Source organism: Cedecea sp. B1(4), assembly GCF_059414925.1.
The window spans coordinates 46,041-69,483 of record NZ_JCAHMZ010000007.1 but is presented as its reverse complement, the minus strand read 5'-3'; the positions used below and the strand labels follow the sequence as shown (position 1 = coordinate 69,483).

Below are 23,443 nucleotides of genomic sequence, written 5' to 3'. Positions count from 1 at the left end.
ATCGCTCCTTAGTGACAGTCGCCGGTGCTGCTTTGGCAGCAGGACGACGGCGTTTTTCTGGTGGCGAGCAGCGATACATCCACGCGACTTCTTGCTCGGCGCAGCCCGCCAAGCAGCAGGACGTTGAACAATACCACCGCCAGGATGCAAACCAGGCTGAACTGCGGATGCTCGCTGAAGGTGACGCTCTGGTAGTAAAGCGTGGAGAGCGAATACGCAATGTTCAGCCCCCACAGCACGGAAAACGTCATCCAGCCCCGGCTCGATTCACGAGCGATGGCCCCCATCACCGAGATGCACGGAATATAGAGCAGAACGAAAATCAGATAGCTGTAGGCAGCGGCTTCGCTGCCGAATTTCGTGCTCATCACGCCCATCGGCCCGGAGGACATTTCACCGTCGCCTTTGCTTGCCTCAATCGGGTTCGCCAGCACGCTCAGGCTGAAGGTGTTTTTCAGCCCCTGCCAGGTTTCATCGGCGGCGGCGCCCAGCTCATCAAGCAAATTAAAGCTTGCGGCATCAAACTCTTCATTATGGATATCTTCGGCGGTATAGAGGGTATTCAGCGTGCCGACTACCACTTCTTTGGCCATCGCGCCGGTAAAAAGCCCGACGGTGGCCTGCCAGTTGTCATCATGGACACCGATTGGCTTCAGCAGCGGCGTCAACACACGGCTGACGGAGGCAAGGGCGGAATCATTGATGCTATCTACTGGCTTGCCGCTAAAGGAGAAGCTGTTCAGAGCGCCGATGAAAATACTGACGATCACGATGACCTTCCCGGCGCGAAGCACGAAGCCTTTCAGGCGCTGCCAGGTTTGTAAAATCAGGCTCTTGAGGTGAGGGACGTGGTAAACCGGCAGCTCCATGACAAACGGCGAAGCTTCGCCACGCATGATGGTGTGCTTCAGCATCAGGCCGGTGAGAATAGCCATGACAATGCCGAGAATATAAAGCGAGAACACCACCAGCGCGCCCTGCTGACCGAAGAATGCGGCGGCAAACACCGCGAAAATCGCCAGGCGCGCACCGCAGGACATAAACGGCGCCATCATGATGGTCATCAGCCTTTCGCGCGGCGCATCGAGGGTACGGGCACCCATGACCGAAGGCACGTTACAGCCGAAGCCGACAATCAGCGGCACAAAGGATTTACCCGGTAAACCCAGCGACTGCATCAGGCGATCCATCACGAAGGCTGCGCGCGCCATATAGCCGGAATCTTCGAGGAAGGAAAGGAACAGGTACATCATGCCGATTTGCGGCACCAGCGGCAGCACGGTATTGATCCCGCCGCCGATCCCCTGGGCCAGGAAAATCGTCAGCCATTCCGGGAAGTGCAGCGTATAACCGAGCCACTGGATGCCGTGAATGAATATCGCCACCGAGCCGCCATCAAAAATAGGCTGCAGCGCGCCGCCGATGTTAATCGCCAGCAGGAACATCAGATACATTACCAGCATGAAGATCGGCAGGCCGAGGTAACGATTGAGGATGATTTTATCCATCGCCACCGTCAGCCGGTTGGGCTCGGCAGTCAGGCTATTGCTAACCGCGTCGCAGATGGAAGCGATGCTTTGGTAACGAGCATCTGCGATCAGCAGCGCGGGATCGTCAACGGTCTCCGCCAGGCGCGCGCGCGCCGAGTCAAGTTTGTCTGTGGCATTTCCCGCATACGCGAGGCTGTAGATATCCCCTTCCAGCATCTGCAGCGCCAGCCAACGGCGCTGCGTCACCGGCATTTCCTGCGGCATATCCTCGGCCAGCTTTTTTGCCTCTTGCAGCAAAATCTGCGGATAGTGCACCAGCTCGTTTTTCTCGTTGGGCTGCTTGCGGTCAATGGCGAGTTTCAGGCTTTCAATACCGCGCCCGCGAGTAGACACCAGCGGCACGACGGGGCAGCCGAGACGGGCGGCCAGCGCGTCGATGTCGATGCGAATCGCCTGTTTTTCGGCAATATCCAACATATTGAGCGCCACCACGCACGGGATGCCCAGCTCGAGTAACTGGAGCGTCAGGTAGAGGTTCCGCTCAAGGTTAGAAGCATCCACTACGTTGATTAACAGATCCGCATCGCCGCTCAGGATGTAGTGGCAGGCGATTTGCTCATCAAGCGAAGTTTGTGACGAAATGGTGGTGAGTGAGTAGGTGCCGGGTAAATCAACCAGCGTGACCTGGTGCTCAAGGGTGGAAAACTGACCTTCTTTGCGTTCTACGGTGACACCCGCCCAGTTCCCCACGCGCTGACGGGCACCCGTCAACTGATTAAATAACGTGGTTTTACCCGAGTTAGGATTGCCGATTAAACCTATGATTAAGTTTTTCATTTTATTCGTGAACTTCGTTGAATGTGCAAAATAACGCCAACGTTTCCCCGCCGTTACGCCACGGCTTCGATATTGACCAGCGCGAGATCTTTTTTGCGCAGCACCAGGCTTACGCGGCGCGTTTCGATATGAATAGGGTCGCCGAGAGGTGCCACGCGGACGACGTTGAATGAGGAGCCCGGCAGCATGCCGAGAGACAATAATTTTTGGCGATAAGCCGGACTTATTTCACTGGCGAAGCCGGTAATTTTCCACGCGCTATTCGGTATGAATTGCATAAGACCTACTTAGAGCTGGGCTCTGCATTGACGCTGACTGAATGATCGTTTTATTCACGAGTGATGCGTGTAATAAAAACGAATTAAGCTATCGGAAGAAAGAGAAGAAATATCGTTCAATGCAATGATAATGAGAATGGTTACTGTCGACAATATTTATTTTTCTGAGTGAATTTAACCAAAATAGGTATTTTTCTGGCTGATTTAGTGGGGGTGCTTTTAACGAGCGGAAGAAAGTGGTTTCTTAATTGCATGAAAAATAGAGTAATGGCTTCTCTTTAGTGAACGATGAATGTTATTTCGTTATTGCCGATGTTACAGGGATGATAATTGCTGGTTTCATGGCGGGGTAGATATTGAAAATTGATTTAGATCAAGAGTACGTTATTTTTCTGCTTATTGTCGGCGATGGAAAAAATAAGACCTCTCCCCGAAGGGAGAGGTCAGACAATTAACGCTTCTTGCCCATCGCAGCGGCCAGCGCATCCATCATCGCGCTATTCCCACCGGCGGCGTTTTCGCGCCCGCGCGGTTTTTGTTGTGCTGTTGGCCTGCCTTTTTGCTCGCGAGGTGCGTTGCTACCCCCATTACCGCGACGGCTGCCACCTTCGCCAGGCTGTTCATCAAGGCGCATGGTCAGGGCGATGCGTTTCCGCTGCAGGTCCACTTCCAGGACTTTGACTTTAACGATATCGCCCGCTTTCACCACTTTGTGCGGATCGTCGATGAATTTGTCCGACAGGGACGAGATATGCACCAGGCCGTCCTGATGCACGCCGATGTCGACAAATGCGCCGAAGTTAGTGACGTTGGTCACCGCGCCTTCCAGCACCATGCCCGGTGTCAGGTCGTTCATGGTTTCCACACCTTCGGCAAACTGTGCGGTCTTAAACTCAGGGCGCGGGTCGCGGCCCGGTTTTTCCAGCTCTTTGATAATGTCCGTCACGGTAGGGACACCGAAACGCTCATCGGTAAACTGGCTGGCTTTCAGATCGCGTAATTCACTGCTGTTGCCCATCAGGTCCTGCAGTGCCTGCTGAGTGGCGGCCAGAATACGTTCGACCACCGGATAGGCTTCCGGGTGTACGGTAGAGGCATCCAGCGGGTTATCGCCGTGGTTGATACGCAGGAAGCCCGCACACTGCTCAAAAGCTTTTGGTCCCAGGCGGCTGACTTTCAGCAGCTGCTGGCGGTTCTGGAAGCGGCCATTTTCGTCGCGCCAGTTGACGATGTTCTGCGCCATCATGCGGGTCAGGCCAGCCACGCGGGTCAGCAGCGGCACGGAAGCGGTGTTGAGATCTACACCAACGGCGTTCACGCAGTCTTCGACGACCGCATCCAGTTTTTTCGCCAGCTGAGTCTGGCTGACATCGTGCTGGTACTGGCCCACGCCGATAGATTTCGGGTCGATTTTCACCAGCTCGGCCAGCGGATCCTGCAGACGGCGGGCAATCGAGACCGCGCCGCGAATAGACACGTCCAAATCCGGGAATTCCAGCGCCGCCAGCTCGGAAGCGGAGTAAACGGAAGCGCCAGCCTCACTGACGATCACCTTCTGGGCGGTGACTTTCGGGAACTGTTTTTGCACATCCAGGAAGAAGCGCTCGGTTTCACGGGATGCGGTACCGTTGCCGATAGCGACCAGCTCGACGTTATGTTTTTCACAAAGGGCAGCCACGGCCACGGCGGCTTTCGCAGCCTGACCGGTATGCGGATAAATAGTATCGGTCGCTACCAGCTTGCCGGTGGCGTCAACCACCGCGACTTTTACGCCGGTACGCAGGCCCGGATCGAGGCCCATGGTGGCGCGCAGGCCAGCCGGGGCCGCCATCAGCAGATCGTGAAGGTTGCGGGCGAAAACGTTGATGGCTTCATCTTCGGCGCGTTCGCGCACGGTGCCCATCAGCTCGGTTTCAAGGTGCATTAACACCTTGATGCGCCAGGTCCAGCTCACCACGGCCTTACGCCAGCTGTCGGCCGGGGCATTGTTCAGGCGCAGATTCAGGTGAGAGATGATCAACTGCTCGCAGTAGCTCTCGCGCGGCGGCTCATCAAACTGCGGGTCGGCATTCAGCGACAGCTGTAAAATACCTTCGTTACGCCCGCGGAACATCGCCAGCGCGCGGTGAGAGGGAACGGTGGCAATGGCTTCGTGGTGGGCGAAGTAGTCGCGGAATTTCGCGCCTTCTTCCTCTTTACCGCTTACCACGGCGGAAACCAGATGCGCATTTTTCCACAAATAGTCGCGCACTTTTGCCAGCAGAGCGGCATCTTCGGCGAAGCGTTCCATCAGGATGTAGCGTGCGCCGTCCAGCGCGGCTTTGGTGTCGGCGACGCCTTTGTCGGCATCCACAAAGCGAGCGGCTTCCTGCTCCGGGTCGTGTGAAGGTTCGTTCCACAACAAATCCGCCAGCGGCTCAAGGCCGGCTTCGATGGCGATTTGCCCGCGGGTACGGCGCTTGGGTTTATACGGCAGGTAAAGGTCTTCGAGTTCGGTTTTGCTCAGCGTGCCGTTGATGGCACCGGAAAGTTCCTCGCTCAGTTTACCCTGCTCGGCAATAGACTTGAGGATGGACTGACGGCGCTCTTCCAGCTCGCGCAGGTAGCTAAGACGAGTCTCCAGTTGACGCAGTTGCGTGTCATCCAGACCGCCGGTGACTTCCTTACGATAACGTGCAATAAACGGCACGGTATTCCCTTCATCCAGCAGGCGAACGGCGGCTTCTACCTGTTCGTTTCTGGCCTGAAGCTCACCCGCAATAATGCGGCAAAGCGAATCATTCATCATGGCTTTTCATCTGTGTAGTACGGAAAATTCAGCAAACAGTTATACGGATCGGGGCGCGAAAATGCCAGCCGACGACCCACGGATATTGGGTTTCAGACAGTTCTGCGCACGTTACTCGGGTTTAGGGTACTCAATTTCATTGACGTACCACTGTGCTTCTCCCGCCGGCGTTTGCACCACGGCTAAATCGCCCACTTCTTTTTTGAGCAGCGCGCGCGCCATCGGCGAATCAATAGAAATGTAGTCCTTGCGGCCAAAAATCTCGTCGTAACCGACGATGCGAAAACGCAGCATGTCGCCGTCGTCGTTTTCAATTTCGACCCACGCGCCGAAGAAGACTTTGCCTTCCTGCTGCGGTGAGTAATCGACGATTTTCAGGCGCTCCAGAGATTTGGTGATGTAGCGAACCCGGCGGTCAATTTCACGCAGGCGTTTTTTGTTGTACTGATAGTCGGCGTTTTCGCTGCGATCGCCGAGGCTGGCGGCCCAGGTCACTTTCTTGGTCACTTCGGGGCGCTCTTCACGCCACAGATAATCCAGCTCTTTTTTGAGCTTTTCGTAGCCTTCACGGGTGATTAACGGCGTTTTCATCTTTCTGCCCTACAGCCTGTAAAATCAGAGTGTGATTTAAACCGATGCTCAATAAGGAATGCAACCGGTGCATTTTGGGAAGCAAGTCACCAAATTTTGATTTAAAACGTTGATAACCGACTGTTTAATATGCTTTGTAACAATTTCGACTAGAATGTATACCAGAATTGACTGGTTGTATTAGCGCAGTTTTTTAAGAATACACACTCAACTGTTCGAGCCTTTGGGAGTACAAACGATGCAAGAGAACTATAAAATTCTGGTGGTCGATGACGACATGCGTCTGCGCGCGCTGTTAGAGCGTTATCTCACCGAGCAGGGCTTCCAGGTTCGCAGCGTCGCTAACGCCGAACAAATGGATCGCCTGCTGACCCGTGAATCCTTCCACCTGATGGTGCTGGATCTCATGCTGCCGGGTGAGGATGGTCTTTCTATCTGCCGCCGTCTGCGTAGCCAGAGTAACCCAATGCCGATCATCATGGTGACCGCGAAAGGCGAAGAAGTTGACCGTATCGTCGGCCTGGAAATCGGCGCTGATGACTATATCCCTAAGCCGTTTAACCCGCGCGAACTGCTGGCCCGTATTCGTGCGGTCCTGCGCCGTCAGGCGAACGAACTGCCGGGTGCGCCTTCTCAGGAAGAAGCAGTTATCGCTTTCGGTAAGTTCAAGCTGAATCTAGGCACTCGTGAAATGTTCCGCGAAGACGAGCCAATGCCGCTGACCAGCGGTGAGTTTGCGGTACTGAAAGCGCTGGTCAGCCACCCGCGCGAGCCGCTTTCCCGCGATAAACTGATGAACCTGGCCCGTGGCCGTGAATACTCCGCGATGGAGCGTTCCATTGACGTGCAAATCTCCCGCCTGCGTCGGATGGTGGAAGAGGACCCGGCACATCCGCGTTATATCCAGACCGTTTGGGGTCTTGGCTACGTCTTTGTCCCGGACGGCGCTAAGGCATGAGGCGAGTTCGCTTCTCCCCCAGAAGCTCGTTTGCCCGTACGCTGTTGCTGATCGTCACCTTGCTGTTTGTCAGCCTGGTGACGACTTATCTTGTCGTTCTGAACTTCGCGATTTTGCCGAGCCTGCAGCAGTTTAATAAGGTGCTAGCGTACGAAGTCAGAATGCTAATGACCGACAAACTGCAGCTTGAAGACGGCACCCAACTTGTGGTGCCGCCTGCGTTTCGTCGTGAGATTTACCGCGAGCTGGGCATTTCACTTTACTCCAACGAGGCGGCGGAAGACGCTGGCCTGCGCTGGGCGCAGCACTACGAGTTTCTGAGCCAGCAAATGGCGCAGCAGCTTGGCGGCCCGACCGAAGTGCGCGTTGAGGTGAACAAAAGCTCCCCGGTTGTCTGGCTGAAGACCTGGCTGTCGCCGAATATCTGGGTCCGCGTTCCGCTGACTGAAATCCATCAGGGCGATTTCTCCCCGCTGTTCCGCTACACGCTGGCGATCATGCTGTTGGCGATAGGCGGCGCATGGCTGTTTATTCGAATACAGAACCGACCGCTGGTCGACCTGGAGCACGCTGCGCTGCAGGTCGGTAAAGGGATTATTCCTCCTCCTTTGCGCGAATATGGCGCCTCGGAAGTGCGATCGGTGACGCGGGCGTTTAACCATATGGCCGCGGGCGTTAAACAGTTGGCCGATGACCGTACGCTGCTGATGGCGGGTGTCAGCCATGATCTGCGTACGCCGCTGACGCGTATTCGCCTGGCGACTGAAATGATGGGGCAGGAGGATGGCTATCTGGCCGAGTCGATTAACAAAGATATCGAAGAGTGTAATGCGATTATCGAACAGTTTATCGACTACCTGCGCACCGGGCAGGAGATGCCGCTGGAGATGGCGGATCTCAACAGCGTGCTCGGGGAAGTTATTGCGGCAGAAAGCGGTTACGAGCGTGAAATCGATACCGACCTGCAGGCCGGCGAAATCCGCCTGAATATCCATCCGCTCTCTATCAAGCGTGCGGTGGCGAATATGGTGGTGAACGCGGCGCGCTACGGCAATGGCTGGATCAAAGTCAGCAGCGGCAGCGAGTTAAACCGCGCCTGGTTCCAGGTGGAAGATGATGGCCCAGGCATTGAGCCAGACCAGCTTCAGCATCTGTTCCAGCCGTTTGTTCGCGGCGACAGCGCCCGCAGTACCAGCGGCACCGGGCTGGGTTTAGCCATCGTGCAGCGCATCATTGACAACCATAACGGGATGTTGGATCTCGGGAAGAGCGAGCGGGGAGGGCTGCGAATCAGGGCTTATCTCCCGCTGCCGATAACCCGGGTGGTGACTCATCGGGAAAGCTAGCTGGCCTGTGGCCCAATAAAAAACGAACCCCGAAGGGTTCGTTTTTTTCGTCTAATGCTTCAGATTTACAGCTTCGGACCGGCTTCGACCAGGGCCGCCCCGGCAGGAGTATCGGTGTATTTCTCGAAGTTTTCGACAAACAGCTTCGCCAGTTGCTCAGCTTTTTCCTGCCACTGTTCCGGGGACGCGTAGGTATTACGCGGGTCCAGAATGTGGGTATCAACGCCCGCGAGCGAGGTTGGAATGGCGAGGTTAAACATCGGCAGCGTAAAGGTTTCTGCGTCGTCCAGCGAGCCGTCGAGAATAGCGTCGATGATCGCGCGGGTGTCTTTGATCGAAATGCGTTTGCCGGTACCGTTCCAGCCGGTATTCACCAGGTACGCCTGGGCACCGGATGCCTGCATGCGTTTCACCAGCACTTCAGCATACTGCGTTGGGTGCAGCGACAGGAACGCCGCGCCGAAGCAGGCGGAGAAGGTTGGCGTTGGCTCAGTCACGCCGCGTTCGGTACCCGCCAGTTTGGCGGTAAAACCGGACAGGAAGTGGTACTGAGTCTGGTTCGCGGTGAGGCGGGAAACCGGTGGCAGTACGCCGAAGGCATCCGCAGTCAGGAAGATGACTTTGGTGGCGTGACCCGCTTTCGACACCGGCTTAACGATGTTGTCGATGTGATAAATCGGGTAAGAAACGCGGGTGTTTTCCGTTTTGGATGCATCGTCGAAGTCGATTGTGCCGTCGGCACGGACGGTCACGTTTTCCAGCAGCGCATCGCGGCGAATCGCGTGATAGATATCCGGCTCAGCTTCTTCTGACAGGCGAATGGTTTTCGCGTAGCAGCCGCCTTCAAAGTTAAACACACCGTCGTCGTCCCAGCCGTGCTCATCGTCGCCAATCAGGCGGCGTTTCGGGTCGGTAGACAGCGTCGTTTTACCGGTGCCGGACAGGCCAAAGAACACCGCCACATCCCCTTTTTCACCGACGTTTGCCGAGCAGTGCATGGAGGCGATGCCCTTCAGCGGCAGCAGGTAGTTCATGATAGAGAACATCCCTTTCTTCATCTCGCCACCGTACCAGGTGCCGCCGATAAGCTGCATGCGTTCAGTCAGGTTAAACGCCACAAAATTTTCGGAGTTCAGGCCCTGTTCTTTCCAGTTTGGATTGGTACATTTAGCCCCATTCATCACTACAAAATCAGGCTCAAACGTTGCCAGCTCTTCGTCCGTTGGGCGAATAAACATGTTTTTCACGAAGTGTGCCTGCCAAGCAACCTCAGTGATAAAACGCACTGACAGGCGGGTATCGGCGTTGGCCCCGCAGAAAGCGTCAATAATAAACAGGCGCTTGCCCGAGAGTTGATGAGTGACGAGCCCTTTGAGCTGGTGCCAGGTTTCTTCGGAAAGCGGTTTGTTATCGTTTTTGCCTTTACCGTTGTCTGCCCACCATAAGGTGTCGCGGGTGGTGTCATCGCGGACGATGTATTTATCTTTTGGAGAGCGGCCGGTGAAGATCCCGGTATCTACGGAAACGGCGCCTAAGTTAGTGACCACACCGCGCTCAAAACCCTGCAGGTTAGGATCGAGCTCTTCGCGGTAAAGGGTGTCGTAATCGGGGTTATAGACGACTTCGCTGACGTCATGAATGCCATAAGCCTTGAGATCTTGCGGGGTTATGCCTTTAACTCGCATTTCACTGCTCCTTAGCCAATTTATACTGCCGAATATTGTAGGGTTGTTTAGGGGGTGTTAACCGCGACCACTATCATAAATTTACGCGCCTGCTTAAATTTAACAGGGGAAATGCACAGGGGATGCCGCAACGGGGGCAGAGTATGGCAGGAATTCGCTGGCTTTCGGGGAAAATATGGCAGATATGTTAATAATTAGGATAATAACGGAGAACTTTGTGAATGAACGCGCTCTCATGCGCAACGCAATGAAACAAGAGCGTCATTTGCAAGTCGCAGCAGGTCGTTACACTAAGTCAAAAATGAGCTAATAAGGGATGACAACCATGTTCATGTCTGAACCGTTGCCTAAGGCGACCCGCTGGGGAATTTTGCTGGTGGGGTTTCTTTTAGGCGTGGTGCTGTACCTCACCGAAGGAGACAGGGTGAGTAGTATCTGGCTGCGAGGGGATAATCAAGCCCTGTATCTGCGCTCCCTGTCCGTAGTACTGGCGGCGACGCTGGCGCTTATCACCGTGCGTTTCAATGGCCTGCGATTTTGGGGCCTGGCGTTGCTCCCTTTGCCGATTGTGGCGTTGATGAGCGGCTGGGTGAACTGGACGACTCAGGGGCTGGAAAGCTGGAACCGGCACGATATTGTGCTGGGGTATCTCTGCTCGCTGGCGGTGATGCTGTTTCTGACTTTGCCCTGGCTGCAGGGGCGGCTGCACTCGAATCGCGGTTGGGGAGGCTGGCAGGTATTCTACGGCCAGCTCTGGCGGAACGGTATTACTCTGCTGCTGACCGGGCTGCTGGTGCTCTTTTTCTGGGGCGTGCTGGCGCTTTGGGCCGGGTTATTTAAGCTGGTGGATATCGCCTTCTTTGATCGCCTTTTTTTCAGTTCGTCGGCGTTTGCCTGGATTGCTACCTGTACGGCAGCGGCGTTGGCGGTCACGCTTTGCCGTGACCAGGTTCGGGCTATTAACGCGGTAAAACATTTCTTCAGCGTTTTTGCCACGGGGCTTTTACCGCTGCTATCGCTGATTTCGCTGATGTTTTTGGCGACGCTGCCGGTGGTTGGCCTGGGGTCTATTTCACTGCACTTTTCCTGTAATGCGCTGCTCAACACGCTGACGCTGATGGTGATGGGCACTGCCGCAGTGGCTTATCATCCGGAAAGAGAAACCCGACCTTATCCTGCTCTGCTTGATGGTGCGATAAAGCTGACGTTATTGCTGTCGCCGGTTTATGCCTTGCTGGCAAGCTATGCGCTTTGGTTGCGCGTTTCGTCATACGGCTGGACGCCAACAAGGGTATATGCGGCGCTGATAACCTTCACCGTATTGGTGTGGGCTTTTGGCTACGTCGTCACGCTCGGTCGCCAGCGTCGGGGGACTGTTCTACAGCCGGGAGGGATTAACCGCGCGGTGCTTTTGCTGGCGCTGGCCTTGCTGGTCGCGGTGAATTCCCCGCTTCTGGACCCTTACCGGATCAGCGTTAATAACCAAATGGCGCGTTACCACAGCGGCATCCTGAAGCCCGAGAAGGTGAGCATGACCATGCTGCAATACGCCGGTCGGCGGGGCTACGATGCGCTCAGCGAGCTGCAAAAAGACCCTGTGTTTGTCGCCAGCCCCGATCGCAGAAGGCAATTGGCGATGCTGTTGAGCAACGGCAAAGCGGGCGGTGTGGCTGTGGCGAAGCTGACGGTTGAATCTCTGCGTCAGCGTATCGTGCTGGCGGATAAAAATCGCGTGCCGGAAAACGCGTGGTGGCAGGCCATGGTAAAAGATGAAAGTTACCAGGCTCGCGAGTGTCTGGATGATGAGGATAAGTGTTTGCTGGTTGGGATGGATCTGAACGGAGATGGGCAGGATGAATGGCTGCTGTGCCAGCCGGAAATGAGCTACTGCAAAGTGTACGGCAAGATTGGCGGGAGCTGGAAGGATATCGGTCAGGCCAGGGATCTGGATAAAAACCAGATGATGTCAGCGCTGAAGCAGGCCGCTTCTGAAGGAAAACTGACGGCGGCGCCGAAGGTCTGGCAGGACGTAATGGTGCAGGGGCAGCGGGTTAAAATCGACTATTACCGCTGAAAAAAAACGCCTCCGATTGGAGGCGTTTTGCAAACTTAGTGAACCTGCGGATCCGCCGGAGAGGCATTGTTGCGGATCGCCGTGATGTCCATGGAGTCAAACACATAGCGGCTGCCACAGTAATCACAGTTCATGTCGATTTCGCCGTCTTCGGCCAGAATACTGTCGACCTCTTCATCCGGCAGCGTGCGCAGCGCGTCAGCACAGCGCTCGCGTGAGCAGGTGCATTTGAACTCTACGTCCTGAGGATCGTACAGCGTGACTTCTTCTTCGTGATACAGACGCCAAAGCACATCGTTCGCTGGCAGCGTCAGCAGCTCTTCGGCCTTGATGGTTTCGGTCAGCGTCGCGAGGTGGTTGAAGTCGTCGGTTTCCGCGTTTTGCGCCGGCAGAACCTGCAGCAACATACCGCCCGCCGCCGCTTTACCGTCTACTTCACCGGTACGAATAAACAGACGAGTTGGCAGCTGCTCGGAACGCATGAAATAATCTTCCAGGCAGGCGGCCAGCGTATCCCCTTCCAGACCGACCACGCCCTGATAGCGCTCGCCTTCGCTTGGGGAGATGGTGATCACCAGATAACCGTTACCCACCAGATCTTTTAATGCAGCATCCGCCGGGATATCACCCTGTACACGCGCTACGCCGCGCATTTGCTGTTTGTTGTTGCCGTTAATCACGGCCAGCGTCATCGGGCCATCGCCCTGAAGCTGAACGGTGATATCTCCGTCAAACTTCAGCGTGGCGGTCAGCAGGCTGGTGGCGACCAGCAGTTCGCCCAGAATTTTTTTGACCGGCTGCGGGTAATCATGGTTTTCCATGATCTGCTGCCAGGTTTCGGAAACTGTCACCAGCTCGCCGCGCACGGCGTGGTTTTCAAACAGATAGCGGTGTAGTTGGTCGTGTTGAGTCATCGTCATCTCTCTTACTGGTCGGCGAATTTACGCTTCGCCACCGTGTTTAAATTTCATCAAATCTCGCCGCTCTTTTTTATCCGGGCGGCGATCGGGATGCGGCATGGTCAGCGCGTTCATTTTGCGCGCCAGCGCCACTTTTTCCCGTTTGGCGATGCTTTCCGCCGTCTCTTCATAAAGCTGAGTGGCTTCTGCGGCTGGCCTGCGCTGTTCGGTAATACCCAGTACGGTTACGGTGCGCTCGTCGTTTCCCTGGCGCAGCGTGAGTACCGCATGAAGCTCAACCAGTTTACTCGGCTTGCTGCGTTGGCCGTTGTAGTGCACTTTCCCGCCTTCAACCATTTCCCGCGCCACCGCACGGGTTTTGTAAAAGCGTGCGGCCCACAGCCATTTATCCAGGCGTACGCCCTCGGCGGTTTTTTCTTTCATTGCGCCTCCTTAAGCAGAAAGCGATGGGATCAGGCTACGGTAATCGCTCAGGCCAGGGTGGCGCTCAAACGTTTTTTCCGCTTCACCTGAATCCGGGTTGAGAACGCCAAAGCAGTAGCGAATCCCAAACGTTGCGGCTGCATCAAGAATGGCTTCGCTGTCGTCGATAAAGACGGTTCGGGCCACATCGAACCCGGTATATCCAGCCACCGCCTGCCATAAACGCTGATCTTCTTTCGGATAACCAAATGTGTGGGTGGAAAGTAATAAATCAAGGTGCTGGTTCAAACCCGTGTGCTCAAGCTTCACCGCCAGGTTATGCGGGTGCGCGTTGGTGAGCAGAATGCGGCGCTTGCCGCTGGCTTTCGCCGCTTCAAGAAACGGCACGGTATCTTCACGCAGCGCGGCCTTTGGCCCTTGTTCGGTGGTCATGCCACAGATATCCAGCCCCAGGCGTTCGCTCCAGTAGTCGAGACAGTACCAGTTTAGCGTATGCTGCACGGCGTGGTATTCGCGGGAAATTAATTCATACGCGTCCTGCAACGGAATGCCGCGCTGAAGGCTAAGGGTTTCCGGCACCAGCTTTTTCCAGAAATGGTTATCAAAGGCCAGGTCCAACAGGGTCCCGTCCATATCCAGCAGCAGGGTGTCCACGTCCTGCCAGGCAATAGCACCAGACATAGCTTTAGTCTCGATTGAGGGAAAATAGCGTACCAGGGTAGCACAACCCGGTACGCAAAGTTTACCCGTAGCGGCTACTTCAGCGGCGTAGGCGGAGTCAGTGTGGGGTTGAGGCAGCTATCATAATAGCGCTGAATTTCAGCCAGCCGTGTACTGGCACGGCGATAGCGAGTCACCGCCAGAACGCCGTTTATCGCGGCGCAGGCCAACATCGCAATCAGCATCAGAGAAATACCGATGTAGCTCCAGAGGCTATGAGTGTCTGAGATCCGATGCAGGGTGACGTGCTGTGTGCCGTTGGCATCCGTGTAGATGCCGGTAATGATCCCTTCGGCGTGGAACGGCGTGTGCAGCAGCATTTCCGCCAGTCGCTGGAATTCGGTCCATTGTTCCTGAGGCGGGAAATCATACAGCGACATTGGCGGCAGCGGCTGGTCTACGAAATCACCACCTTCATCGTTGATGATGATGTACCCACCTGGGGCAGGGCTATTTAATGACTGTGCGGCGCGGGCGGTTTCACGAATAAAGAAGGGTGCGGTTGAGGTGGCCACCAGGTTATCCAGCGACTCGGCGCTAACTGGCCGTAGAAGGACATTCACTCCGGTCAGTTTTCCTGAATCCGCGCGCTTGATCAGGGAATCCCAGTCTTTAGTGTTGCCCAGGTTTACTAGCGCATTCTTCAGACGGACGCACTCTTCTTCTGCGGTACACAGCGCCTGGGTTTTTTTCACAATCCCGGCAAAATCATCCAGCAGGACCATGCCTGATTTCTGAATGGCGTCCGCGAGCTGTGGGTTAACTTTGCTGTCACCTTCTCCACCCTGAGGATGAATTTGCCCGCTGACGGCTTTGGTCAGAGCGACCGCTTTATCCATGATGTCGGATTCCGGCAAGGGCAGAGGGCGGGCGGTATTCCAGATGATCTGCGAGCAGTCGAAGGGGGTGAATGGGAAGTTTTGCCGCGAGCGATAACCGCCTGGAGTTTGAATATTACACATCCCCGTGCCATCCACTCTCAGCGTATCGCCTACCTGCAGCTTGTATTTGGCGAGTTCCTCAACGCTGGTGGCTTCGATGGACTGAGCGCCCTTCAACCATGAGGCGCTAAGCTTGATAGGCATTTCCAGCGGCACCCAAATAGTCATCATCAGCAGGACTAGCAGCGCGCCGGCGGCAATCAGCAGGTTACGCACCCAGTGCTGTAGCGGGAAGTTACGCACTTCATCATGGAGTGAAAGGAAACGTCCCTGACGCACCACATGGCGGTCAAGGTAGATATCAATATCGGTTTTCTGCCCCAGATCCTGAGCTACAAAAGGCTGCCAGTGGGGCGGATACACCAGATCGATAATGCCCAGGGAGATGTTGTTCATCTGTTCCTGGTCAGACTCGCCGAACAGTCCCCAGCGTTTGGGTGTGCCGCGCAGGCAGTGGATCTCGCGCAATGCCGTTTTCGCCGGCGGGGCAAACAGGCCCCACAAACCGGCGGCAATCAACAGGACGGCGCCGCCAATTAACCAGGGCAGGAACACCGACGGCGTCACGAGACCCAGGAACAGCATGATAAATGCGATGCAAATAAGCGCGGCTTCGCGCACACCGTCGGGGCGGCTCAGGGAATACTCTTCCTGAGTTTCCTGGCGAATGTTTAGCAGCTCGATTTGCTCGCTTTCTTCGCCGCGAATGGAGGCCTGAGTGCCTGAGTAGCCTTCCAGGGCGTACTGCTGCACATCCAACGTATCGTTTTGCAGCGTATTGCCATTGAGCGAAATCACCAGCGGGATGCTGCTCGTCTGAATCAGCTCTACGTCGTTATCGTTGGTGATGTACTGTTCCCAGAGCGGCGGGAGGTGAACTTCAACAGAATCAAGGTAATAACGCCATTTATTGGCGTCATCGGCAGAGAGGCCGTAGCGAGTGATCGACCGGGTCAGGGAGAAAACTGTACTGCTTTGCGCGGTGAGCGTGAGTCTTGGCGGTGGATTGCTCGCGCCGGAGGGGCCAATCAGCTCCTGGGAACGGGAATAACGCTCGAGGTAATTTTCGACGGCAACGCGCTCTTCTGGGGTTAGTTTGCGCGTGGTGGCACCGGAGAAGGAACGATCGTGCGAAACCTGGGCACGTAGCTTCAGGCTTCGCCAAATCAGCCATCCGGCGATCAGTGCGCAGGCCAGCATAGCAGCTAACAGAAATAATAAGGTGCTCATGCTTTCCCCATCAAACAATCGTCTTTTTCATCAAACTCGGCAAAAGATCGGCCTTTCAAATGGTTAAGAAGTCAGAAGTCATTATCGGCAGGTAAAGCTGCAAACTTGAGCTATTTTTAAGGCGACCCGCCTACAGTAACACAATGTTAGCAAAGCGACTTCGTCCGAAATACAAGTAAATTCCTATTCAATAGTACCTGCCTTGACAGCGGGTAAAATTACGTGTTTTAGCGCGCCAAACGTTACAAAAATGTAAATAATAGCCAATGCTCGTTGCACGATATGTGCGGCATACCGCACAATAACTTACCTCTTTCACTGTTGAACCCGGCCACATGAGCAAATCACTAATAAAACCAACGATTTTAAATGTCGAAACCGTGGCGCGTTCGCGGCTGTTTAATGTCGAAACGGTGGATCTGGAATTTAGCAATGGCGTTCGCCGTGTCTACGAACGCATGAAACCGTCTTCCCGCGAGGCGGTAATGATAGTGCCTGTTGTTGATGACCACTTGATCTTAATCCGTGAATACGCGGTTGGCACAGAATCCTATGAACTTGGGTTCTCTAAAGGGCTGATCGACCCGGGCGAAACGGTATTTGAGGCCGCTAACCGTGAGCTGAAAGAAGAAGTGGGCTTTGGCGCGAACCAGCTAACGTTTCTGAAAAAGCTGACGATGGCCCCGTCCTATTTCTCGAGCAAAATGAACATTGTGATTGCGGAAGATCTGTATCCCGAATCCCTGGAAGGAGATGAGCCGGAAGAACTGCCGCAAGTACGGTGGCCGCTGGCGAACATGATGGATTTGCTCAATGAAGATGATTTCAGCGAGGCGCGTAACGTCAGCGCTTTGTTCCTTGTCCGGGAATGGTTAAGGCAGCAGGGCAGGCTGAAAGACTGACCGCTAAAGAATAACAAAGGGCCGCTAAGCGGCCCTTTGTTATTTCGGGCTGGGTTAGAACAGCTCGTGCTCTTCCCCGTTATCGATAAGCGTCGTGCCTACTTCATGCACGGCTTGCTGCGTGGGCTGCGTACCTTCGATGAAATACTCTTCACGACTGTTGCCACCGTTGGCTAACTGCCCGGTACTGCGATCAATATTGACGGTGACGATACCCGGTGGTGGCGTCATCGGCTCTTCTGGCACACCCGCCAGCGCGATTTTCATGAAATCATCCCAGGCTGGCTGGGCGCTCTTCGCGCCGCCTTCATAGCCGGAGATCTGATCTTTAATCGCGCCTGAAGCCGTGGTTCGGCCAAGGTCGCGGCGATGGTCGTCAAAGCCAATCCAGACTGACGTGACCACCCCCGGGCCGTAACCGGAGAACCAGGCATCTTTCGAACTGTTGGTTGTCCCGGTTTTGCCGCCGATATCCTTACGTTTCAAATCACGGCCTGCTCGCCAGCCGGTTCCCTGCCAGCCCGGCTCACCATAAATGTTGCTGTTAAGCGCACTTTTGATCAGGAAAGATAGCGGCGTGTTGATCACGTGTGGGGCATACTCCTCGCCCTGTGCTTTTGCCACCAGACCACGGTTAGCTTGCTCCAACTGAGGCATCGGTACGCTGCTGTTTTGTGGCGTTTGCGAAACGGCAACGTCTTCTACGTCCTGGTTTTCCAGTACCGTTGATTTTGGCGTATCGCCATAGATAACCGGAATATCGCAGCTGGCACAGGCAACCTTAGGCTTGGTCTCAAACACGGTATTACCCGTGTCGTCGATAATTTTGGTGATGTAGTAAGGATCCACCAGGAAGCCGCCATTGGCCATGACGGAGTAACCGCGAGCAACCTGCATTGGCGTAAATGAGGCGGAGCCCAGGGCCAGCGATTCGGTATGCACAATATTTGCTGCAGGGAAGCCAAAGCGCTGCAGATATTCTGCGGCATAATCGACGCCCATCGCCCGCATCGCACGTACCATCACCACGTTCTTGGACTCGCCCAGCCCCTGACGCAGACGAATCGGCCCGGCGTATTGGGCCGGAGAGTTCTTCGGCCGCCAGTCGGAGCCCGCCCCGGCATCCCAGCGTGAAATAGGCACGTCATTAAGAATGCTTGCCAGCGTCAGGCCTTTGTCCATTGCTGCGGTATACAGGAAAGGTTTGATGTTTGACCCTACCTGACGCAGCGCCTGGGTCGCACGGTTGAACTTGCTTTGGTTAAAGTCAAAACCGCCGACCAGTGCCAGCACGGCGCCATCGTGTGGATTGAGTGAAACCAGCGCCGAGTTAACGTCGGGCACCTGGCTAAGCCACCAGGCATCGTCCACCTTGCGTACCCAAATCTGCTGTCCGGCCTGTACCACGTCCGTTACTTTGCGTGGCGTAGCGCCTTGCGCGGTGTCGGAACGATACGGACGCGCCCAGCGCATGCCTTCCATACTCAGTGAAACAGCGCTGCCGTCGGCCAGCATGGCCGTTGCTTCATCAGGTACGGCGCGGGTGATAACCGCCGGGAAGAGCGGGCCATAAACCGGGAGGCTTTTTAGCGAATCGGTGATTTTTTTCTTATCCCAGGCGCTTTCCCCCACTTTCCACAGCACATTAGATGGGCCGCGGTAGCCATGGCGCATGTCGTAGGCCATGACGTTGTTGCGAACGGCATCCTGGGCGCCCTGCTGAATTTTACGGCTCAGCGTGGTGTAAACCTTGTAGCCATCTTCGTAGGCTTTGTCGCCGTAGCGGGCGACCATGTCCTGACGCACCAGCTCTGAAAGATATGGTGCGGAGAAGGCGATTTCAGGCGTGTGATAGCTGGCGTCAATCGGCTCACTACGTGCTTCATCGTACTGGCTTTGGCTGATGTAACCTTCGCTCAGCATGCGCGACAGCACCACGTTACGGCGTGCCGTTGAACGATCCATGGAGTACAGCGGGTTAAACGTTGACGGCGCTTTAGGCAGCCCGGCAATCACCGCCATCTCGCTCAGGGTCAGCTGATCGACCGTTTTGCCGAAGTAAACCTGAGCGGCAGCGCCAACGCCATAGGCGCGGTAACCGAGGTAGATTTTGTTCAGATAGAGCTCAAGGATCTCGTCTTTGTTCAGCATCTGTTCAATGCGAACCGCAAGAAACGCTTCCTTAATTTTACGCATCAGGGTGCGTTCGGGGCTCAGGAAGAAGTTACGCGCCAACTGCTGCGTAATGGTACTTGCGCCCTGAGAAGCATGGCCTGAGAACAGCGCTACGCTTGCAGCACGGAAGATGCCCACCGGGTCAACGCCGTGGTGCTCATAAAAGCGGCTGTCTTCTGTTGCGATAAACGCTTTTACCATCACCGGGGGGATCTGGTTCAGGGTCAGTGGAATACGGCGTTTTTCGCCGTACTGAGCGATAAGCTCGCCGTCAGCGCTGTAAACCTGCATTGGAATCTGCAGTCGCACATCTCTCAATGTCGCCACGTCGGGCAGCTGGGGCTCGATGTATTTGTATAAACCGTAAATCGAGCCAGCTCCCAGCAGAACGCAACAGACTGCAAGGATTAATAAATACTTTACGAACTTCACCTTAAATTTCCCATCAGGTTTCAATTGGGCAGTTTCTAAACAACCGCGCGGTAGTATAAAGGCAAGCCAGGAGCTTTGATATACCCGTTACTGTTTCGGGGTCAGGGCTGTTTATCATCCGGATAAGGAGATCGAAACCATGATGTTTCCTGGTTGGCGGATTGGCCTGGATATTCAGGCGGAGGGCGTACGTGCCGCAGCCGTACAGTGGCACCGGCAAGGGTGGCAGTTGCGCCATTGGTGGCATTTACCTTTCCCGAAACAAACACTTGCGGACGGCATGTTACCCGAACCGGACACACTGCGCGAGGTACTTGCCGCATGGCGTAAAGAAATCCCCGTGCGTCATCATCTGCGGGTTGGGTTTCCTTCACAGAGGGCTTTGCAACGCCAGGTTCCCAGACCTCCACAGCGGTTACAGGAATCGGCCCAAGAGAAGTATATCTCGGGTGCAACGGCTCGCCAGTTGCAAATGCTCTCGGAACAACTTTGCTACGACTACCTGGAGGATGATTCGTCATTTTCCGTGACGGCGGCGAAACAGGCGGATATTGCTGCATTGCAGGCCATTTTTGCCAGCATGAATCTCTTTCCCCGGACGATAACGCCGGGAGACAAAATTCTGAGCGCCTTGCCTCAGAATTGCTATCCAGCGCATTGTCGTTTTCTGGTTCATGAAGAGCCGGGCTACTGGCTGTGGGCATCAGTCAATAACCTCGAACGCTCTGGCTGGCTGGATAAACGGCAGACAGTAAATTTCCTTGCCCTTTGTCAGCAGTTGGAGGCCAGTGCCGACGAAATTGCCTTTAGTCATGCCGATGTTGAGGGTTCCTGGCCTGCCGGAGCAGAAAGGCTGAATGCCTGGCAACCCCTTGTCCGCCAGCAGCCGCCATTGCCGCGTCACGGTGGGCTTTACACGCTCGCATTGGGGCTGGCTTTGGGGGCCGAACGCTAATGATGCCGCTGATTAACCTCCTGCCGTGGCGGCCGTTAAGGCGCCGCCATCGACTAAAACGCTGGGTCAGCCTTCTACTATGTGGCGTGCTTTCCATTATGGGGTTGATGCTGCTCTGGACTCAGTTTCTCGCCATGAAAGTGCGCTGGCAACAGGCCCAGACAACCCAATATGAGGTGCAGGAATCCGCCCTGAAGGCGCTGTTATCACGTCAGCTAACAGAGTTGAAAGATAACCAGCAGCGGTGGGCAATATTGCAGGCGGAGGTGATGCGGAAAGGCAACATTTCACGTTGGGAAAACGTGCTGAATATGCTGGCCTCACGCTTGCCCGAAAACAGCTGGCTGCAGAGTGTTAGCTGGCAAAATGAAAGCGCAACAATCTCTGGCGTAGCGGGAGATGCACGGGAACTGGAGCAGGTTGAAGCAGTTCTGGCTGATTTACCCGGGGCGTTTAAGGTCAAGCCCGGTGAGTTGCGCGATGAAAAACACAAAGGCCTGGTCTTTACCTTCACCTTAAACACCCCGGATGGCGAACATGCTCAGTAACCTGGATCGCCTCATTGACGGGCATGTTGCCTATCGGGTGTTGAGCCTATTGGTGTGTCTGTTATTAACCGCTTTAGCCTGCTTATGGCTGCTGGTTTGGCCCCTGCGACAGGAATTGCAGGTGAAGGAACAGCACAACCAGCAGCGCTGGCAGCACGTGCTCTCGCAGCAGCGGAAAATTGCAGTTTTGCCGAAACCAGAGCCGCTGCCTGATGCGGTGCCTCTGGAGACGTTTTCTGCCATGGCTGCGATAAAACGGTCTGGCGGGAGACTGGTGACGTGGAAGCCTGAACCGCGACATTCTGTGTTGGAAATGCTGCTTCCCTGGCCCAACGTGCCATCCCTTTTTAAGGAACTGACCAGCTATTCAAGCCTGAAGATACCGGCGTTTATCTTAAGTGAGGCCGGGGAAAAAGTGCGGGTTTTGCTCACTCTGGAGTTTATCGATGAAAGCCGCTAGTTGGATGTTACTGGTCGCGCTCAGCTCGCCTCTGCAGTCGTCACCGCGTAATCCTTTTCTTTTACCCGTATCACCCTGTGAAGAGCTGCTTAAGCGGCTTGATGGCTGGCAGTTACGCGGCGTGTTTTACCCGACTGGCACTGCAGAGAGTATTGCCTTAATGCAATTCTTAGGTAAACGCTGGCAAAGGGTAAAAGAAGGTTTGTTTCTGGAGCCTGGTGTGCAGGTGACCACGCTTCTTGAGCGGCAGCTGAGAGTTTCGTTCAACGGCGCCTGCGAAGGGCGTTACTACCATTGGAAAATAGAGGGAAGAATCAATGATAAGGCACATCGTGGCAGGCGTACTGATGCTGATGCCCCTGACGGCGTGGACGAATAATCGCGTCACTCTGACGCTAGATGAAACGCCTGTCGTCCAGGTTTTGCAGGTGCTGGCCGAGCAGCAAAACTTTAACGTGATGATTGCGCCTGAGGTGACGGGGAATCTCTCGCTACGTTTGGCCGATGTGTCGTGGGAACAGGCTTTCAAGCAGGTACTCAGATTAGCAAACCTGACTTCGTCGAAGACGGGCAATATTCTTCAAATCCAGCAGAAACAGGATCCGGCGCAACGACGCGCTCAGCAGGAGGCCGCTCGTAAGCAAAAAGCGCTTGAGCAGCCGCTGGTACAAGCGGTTTATACGCCGCGATATGCTGACGTTGCCGACCTTGCCGCGGGGATCAAAGCTAATGAAGAAAAACTGCTTGGGCCCAGGGGCAGCATTACCGTGGATAAACGCACAAACCGGCTGGTGGTGCGCGACAGCCAGCAGGCGCAAAAGCGTGTTGCGGCCTGGATTAAAGATATGGATGTTTCGATGGGGCAGGTCGAGCTATCCGCGCATATTGTCACCATCAACCAGGATAAGCTGCGAGAGCTTGGCGTGAAGTGGAGCGCCCCGGTAGGTGAGACGGCATCCGGGTTATACCAAACCACAACTGTCTCAAGTGAGTTAGCCGTAAACGCGGCAACCACAACGGTAGGGTTTAATATTGGCCGGATCAACGGCCGTATGCTTGAGCTTGAGCTCAGCGCACTAGAGCAGCAGCAACAGCTGGAAATCATCGCCAGCCCACGCTTGCTGGTCGCACACCAACAGTCTGCCAGCATCAAGCAGGGTACTGAAATTCCCTATCAGGTCTCTAATGGCAAAAATGAAGCCACGTCGGTGGAATTTAAGGAGGCGGTGTTGGGTATGGAGGTCATGCCGACGATAAGTCACCACGGAACTATTCGCCTGCAGCTTCGCATCAGCCAAAATATGCCAGGACGCAGCATCCAGCACGCAGATGGGGAAGCACTCGCCATTGACAAGCAAGAGATTGAAACGCAGGTCGAGGTGAAGGACGGTGAGACGCTGGCGTTAGGCGGAATCTTCCAGCAGCAGAACAACCACACCAGGAATAGCGTTCCTTTACTGGGAAATATTCCTTTTATCGGCCAATTGTTCCGGCACGACGGGAAAAAGCACCAACGTCGGGAATTGGTCGTCTTCATTACGCCCAGGTTGATTGCATTACCTTAGCGTGTTTCCTCTTCCGCCTGCGGGTTTTTCTGCTAAACAGCGCCCAGGTGTTTGACGGCAGAGAGGAATTAGCTTACAAGGTGTACCGTTTCGGGAGGCTGGGTATTGAGAGCCTGCGGCCGGTA

At 55.1% G+C, this 23,443-nt stretch carries 19 protein-coding genes; 9 read left to right on the top strand and 10 right to left on the bottom strand.

The features are described 5' to 3' along the window. Window positions 1-8: 8 nt before the first annotated feature. The 4 genes from feoB to greB form a co-directional block, all read right to left on the bottom strand. Window positions 9-2,327 (bottom strand): Fe(2+) transporter permease subunit FeoB, encoded by a 2,319-nt coding sequence (gene feoB / locus ACR6JA_RS15665; RefSeq protein ID WP_494494127.1) that lies wholly within the window; start codon window positions 2,325-2,327, stop codon window positions 9-11. 53 nt (window positions 2,328-2,380) lie between these two features. Next, entirely contained in the window at window positions 2,381-2,605 is a 225-nt protein-coding gene (gene feoA / locus ACR6JA_RS15660) for a ferrous iron transporter A (RefSeq protein ID WP_008457875.1), read from the bottom strand. Between the two features lie 451 nt (window positions 2,606-3,056). Next, a complete protein-coding gene (locus ACR6JA_RS15655; protein WP_494494126.1) occupies window positions 3,057-5,393 on the bottom strand; it encodes a Tex family protein in 2,337 nt (778 codons plus the stop codon). A gap of 111 nt (window positions 5,394-5,504) precedes the next feature. Continuing rightward, a complete protein-coding gene (greB, locus tag ACR6JA_RS15650; RefSeq protein WP_008457871.1) occupies window positions 5,505-5,984 on the bottom strand; it encodes a transcription elongation factor GreB in 480 nt (159 codons plus the stop codon). A 238-nt stretch (window positions 5,985-6,222) separates the two neighbouring features. On the opposite strand from greB, the gene ompR reads away from it, so the two are divergent. Both ompR and envZ read left to right on the top strand, forming a co-directional pair. Continuing rightward, the gene (ompR, locus tag ACR6JA_RS15645; protein WP_006177890.1) at window positions 6,223-6,942 is read left to right on the top strand and encodes an osmolarity response regulator transcription factor OmpR; all 720 of its coding nucleotides are present in this window, start codon (window positions 6,223-6,225) and stop codon (window positions 6,940-6,942) included. After that, entirely contained in the window at window positions 6,939-8,288 is a 1,350-nt protein-coding gene (gene envZ, locus ACR6JA_RS15640) for a two-component system sensor histidine kinase EnvZ (protein WP_039288465.1), read from the top strand. The genes ompR and envZ overlap by 4 nt, the downstream gene beginning before the upstream one ends. Before the next feature lie 65 nt (window positions 8,289-8,353). On the opposite strand, the gene pckA is transcribed toward envZ, so the two are convergent. Next, on the bottom strand, window positions 8,354-9,973 hold the full coding sequence (pckA, locus tag ACR6JA_RS15635) for a phosphoenolpyruvate carboxykinase (ATP) (RefSeq protein ID WP_494494125.1): 1,620 nt from the start codon (window positions 9,971-9,973) through the stop codon (window positions 8,354-8,356). Window positions 9,974-10,298: 325 nt separating this feature from the next. Between pckA and ACR6JA_RS15630 the strand changes: the two genes are divergently transcribed. Beyond that, complete coding sequence (locus tag ACR6JA_RS15630; RefSeq protein ID WP_494494124.1) at window positions 10,299-12,047, top strand: DUF4153 domain-containing protein; 1,749 nt, start codon at window positions 10,299-10,301, stop codon at window positions 12,045-12,047. Between the two features lie 35 nt (window positions 12,048-12,082). Here ACR6JA_RS15630 and hslO read toward each other — a convergent pair whose 3' ends face one another. The 4 genes from hslO to ACR6JA_RS15610 all read right to left on the bottom strand — a co-directional run bounded on the left by hslO (window position 12,083) and on the right by ACR6JA_RS15610 (window position 16,281). Next, window positions 12,083-12,961, bottom strand: a complete 879-nt coding sequence (gene hslO / locus ACR6JA_RS15625) for an Hsp33 family molecular chaperone HslO (protein ID WP_008457859.1) — start codon at window positions 12,959-12,961, stop codon at window positions 12,083-12,085. A 27-nt stretch (window positions 12,962-12,988) separates the two neighbouring features. Beyond that, window positions 12,989-13,390 carry a ribosome-associated heat shock protein Hsp15 gene (hslR, locus tag ACR6JA_RS15620; RefSeq protein ID WP_039298413.1) on the bottom strand — a complete coding sequence of 134 codons (402 nt, stop codon included), beginning with the start codon at window positions 13,388-13,390 and terminating at the stop codon, window positions 12,989-12,991. 9 nt (window positions 13,391-13,399) lie between these two features. After that, window positions 13,400-14,071, bottom strand: coding sequence for a GMP/IMP nucleotidase (gene yrfG, locus ACR6JA_RS15615; protein WP_494494123.1), 672 nt, complete (start codon window positions 14,069-14,071; stop codon window positions 13,400-13,402). A gap of 74 nt (window positions 14,072-14,145) precedes the next feature. Continuing rightward, complete coding sequence (locus tag ACR6JA_RS15610; protein ID WP_494494122.1) at window positions 14,146-16,281, bottom strand: intracellular growth attenuator family protein; 2,136 nt, start codon at window positions 16,279-16,281, stop codon at window positions 14,146-14,148. Window positions 16,282-16,616: 335 nt separating this feature from the next. On the opposite strand from ACR6JA_RS15610, the gene nudE reads away from it, so the two are divergent. Then, window positions 16,617-17,183 (top strand): ADP compounds hydrolase NudE, encoded by a 567-nt coding sequence (gene nudE, locus ACR6JA_RS15605; RefSeq protein WP_494494121.1) that lies wholly within the window; start codon window positions 16,617-16,619, stop codon window positions 17,181-17,183. 54 nt (window positions 17,184-17,237) lie between these two features. On the opposite strand, the gene mrcA is transcribed toward nudE, so the two are convergent. Further along, entirely contained in the window at window positions 17,238-19,790 is a 2,553-nt protein-coding gene (mrcA, locus tag ACR6JA_RS15600; protein ID WP_213713831.1) for a peptidoglycan glycosyltransferase/peptidoglycan DD-transpeptidase MrcA, read from the bottom strand. Window positions 19,791-19,929: 139 nt separating this feature from the next. Here mrcA and ACR6JA_RS15595 point away from each other — a divergent pair, with 139 nt between their 5' ends. The 5 genes from ACR6JA_RS15595 to pilQ are packed head-to-tail and all read left to right on the top strand — an operon-like array spanning window position 19,930 to window position 23,318. Continuing rightward, window positions 19,930-20,745, top strand: a complete 816-nt coding sequence (locus ACR6JA_RS15595) for a type IV pilus biogenesis protein PilM (RefSeq protein WP_213713833.1) — start codon at window positions 19,930-19,932, stop codon at window positions 20,743-20,745. Beyond that, the gene (locus tag ACR6JA_RS15590) at window positions 20,745-21,293 is read left to right on the top strand and encodes a PilN domain-containing protein (RefSeq protein ID WP_213713835.1); all 549 of its coding nucleotides are present in this window, start codon (window positions 20,745-20,747) and stop codon (window positions 21,291-21,293) included. Before ACR6JA_RS15595 ends, ACR6JA_RS15590 begins: the two co-directional genes overlap by 1 nt. Continuing rightward, window positions 21,283-21,753 carry a HofO family protein gene (locus tag ACR6JA_RS15585; RefSeq protein ID WP_494494120.1) on the top strand — a complete coding sequence of 157 codons (471 nt, stop codon included), beginning with the start codon at window positions 21,283-21,285 and terminating at the stop codon, window positions 21,751-21,753. Before ACR6JA_RS15590 ends, ACR6JA_RS15585 begins: the two co-directional genes overlap by 11 nt. Continuing rightward, window positions 21,740-22,132, top strand: coding sequence for a HofP DNA utilization family protein (locus ACR6JA_RS15580; protein WP_494494119.1), 393 nt, complete (start codon window positions 21,740-21,742; stop codon window positions 22,130-22,132). Before ACR6JA_RS15585 ends, ACR6JA_RS15580 begins: the two co-directional genes overlap by 14 nt. Further along, window positions 22,071-23,318, top strand: a complete 1,248-nt coding sequence (gene pilQ / locus ACR6JA_RS15575; RefSeq protein ID WP_494494118.1) for a type IV pilus secretin PilQ — start codon at window positions 22,071-22,073, stop codon at window positions 23,316-23,318. Before ACR6JA_RS15580 ends, pilQ begins: the two co-directional genes overlap by 62 nt. Window positions 23,319-23,443: the final 125 nt, after the last annotated feature.

Coding starts and splice junctions, on each gene's coding strand:
- envZ (WP_039288465.1), top strand. CDS start 6,939: ATGAGGCGAGTTCGCTTCTCCCCCAGAAGCTCGTTTGCCCGTACGCTG.
- hslO (WP_008457859.1), bottom strand. CDS start 12,961: ATGACTCAACACGACCAACTACACCGCTATCTGTTTGAAAACCACGCC.
- yrfG (WP_494494123.1), bottom strand. CDS start 14,071: ATGTCTGGTGCTATTGCCTGGCAGGACGTGGACACCCTGCTGCTGGAT.
- pilQ (WP_494494118.1), top strand. CDS start 22,071: ATGATAAGGCACATCGTGGCAGGCGTACTGATGCTGATGCCCCTGACG.
- greB (WP_008457871.1), bottom strand. CDS start 5,984: ATGAAAACGCCGTTAATCACCCGTGAAGGCTACGAAAAGCTCAAAAAA.
- hslR (WP_039298413.1), bottom strand. CDS start 13,390: ATGAAAGAAAAAACCGCCGAGGGCGTACGCCTGGATAAATGGCTGTGG.
- ompR (WP_006177890.1), top strand. CDS start 6,223: ATGCAAGAGAACTATAAAATTCTGGTGGTCGATGACGACATGCGTCTG.
- feoB (WP_494494127.1), bottom strand. CDS start 2,327: ATGAAAAACTTAATCATAGGTTTAATCGGCAATCCTAACTCGGGTAAA.
- ACR6JA_RS15595 (WP_213713833.1), top strand. CDS start 19,930: ATGATGTTTCCTGGTTGGCGGATTGGCCTGGATATTCAGGCGGAGGGC.
- ACR6JA_RS15655 (WP_494494126.1), bottom strand. CDS start 5,393: ATGATGAATGATTCGCTTTGCCGCATTATTGCGGGTGAGCTTCAGGCC.
- ACR6JA_RS15630 (WP_494494124.1), top strand. CDS start 10,299: ATGTTCATGTCTGAACCGTTGCCTAAGGCGACCCGCTGGGGAATTTTG.
- ACR6JA_RS15610 (WP_494494122.1), bottom strand. CDS start 16,281: ATGAGCACCTTATTATTTCTGTTAGCTGCTATGCTGGCCTGCGCACTG.
- pckA (WP_494494125.1), bottom strand. CDS start 9,973: ATGCGAGTTAAAGGCATAACCCCGCAAGATCTCAAGGCTTATGGCATT.
- nudE (WP_494494121.1), top strand. CDS start 16,617: ATGAGCAAATCACTAATAAAACCAACGATTTTAAATGTCGAAACCGTG.
- ACR6JA_RS15590 (WP_213713835.1), top strand. CDS start 20,745: ATGATGCCGCTGATTAACCTCCTGCCGTGGCGGCCGTTAAGGCGCCGC.
- feoA (WP_008457875.1), bottom strand. CDS start 2,605: ATGCAATTCATACCGAATAGCGCGTGGAAAATTACCGGCTTCGCCAGT.
- ACR6JA_RS15585 (WP_494494120.1), top strand. CDS start 21,283: ATGCTCAGTAACCTGGATCGCCTCATTGACGGGCATGTTGCCTATCGG.
- ACR6JA_RS15580 (WP_494494119.1), top strand. CDS start 21,740: ATGAAAGCCGCTAGTTGGATGTTACTGGTCGCGCTCAGCTCGCCTCTG.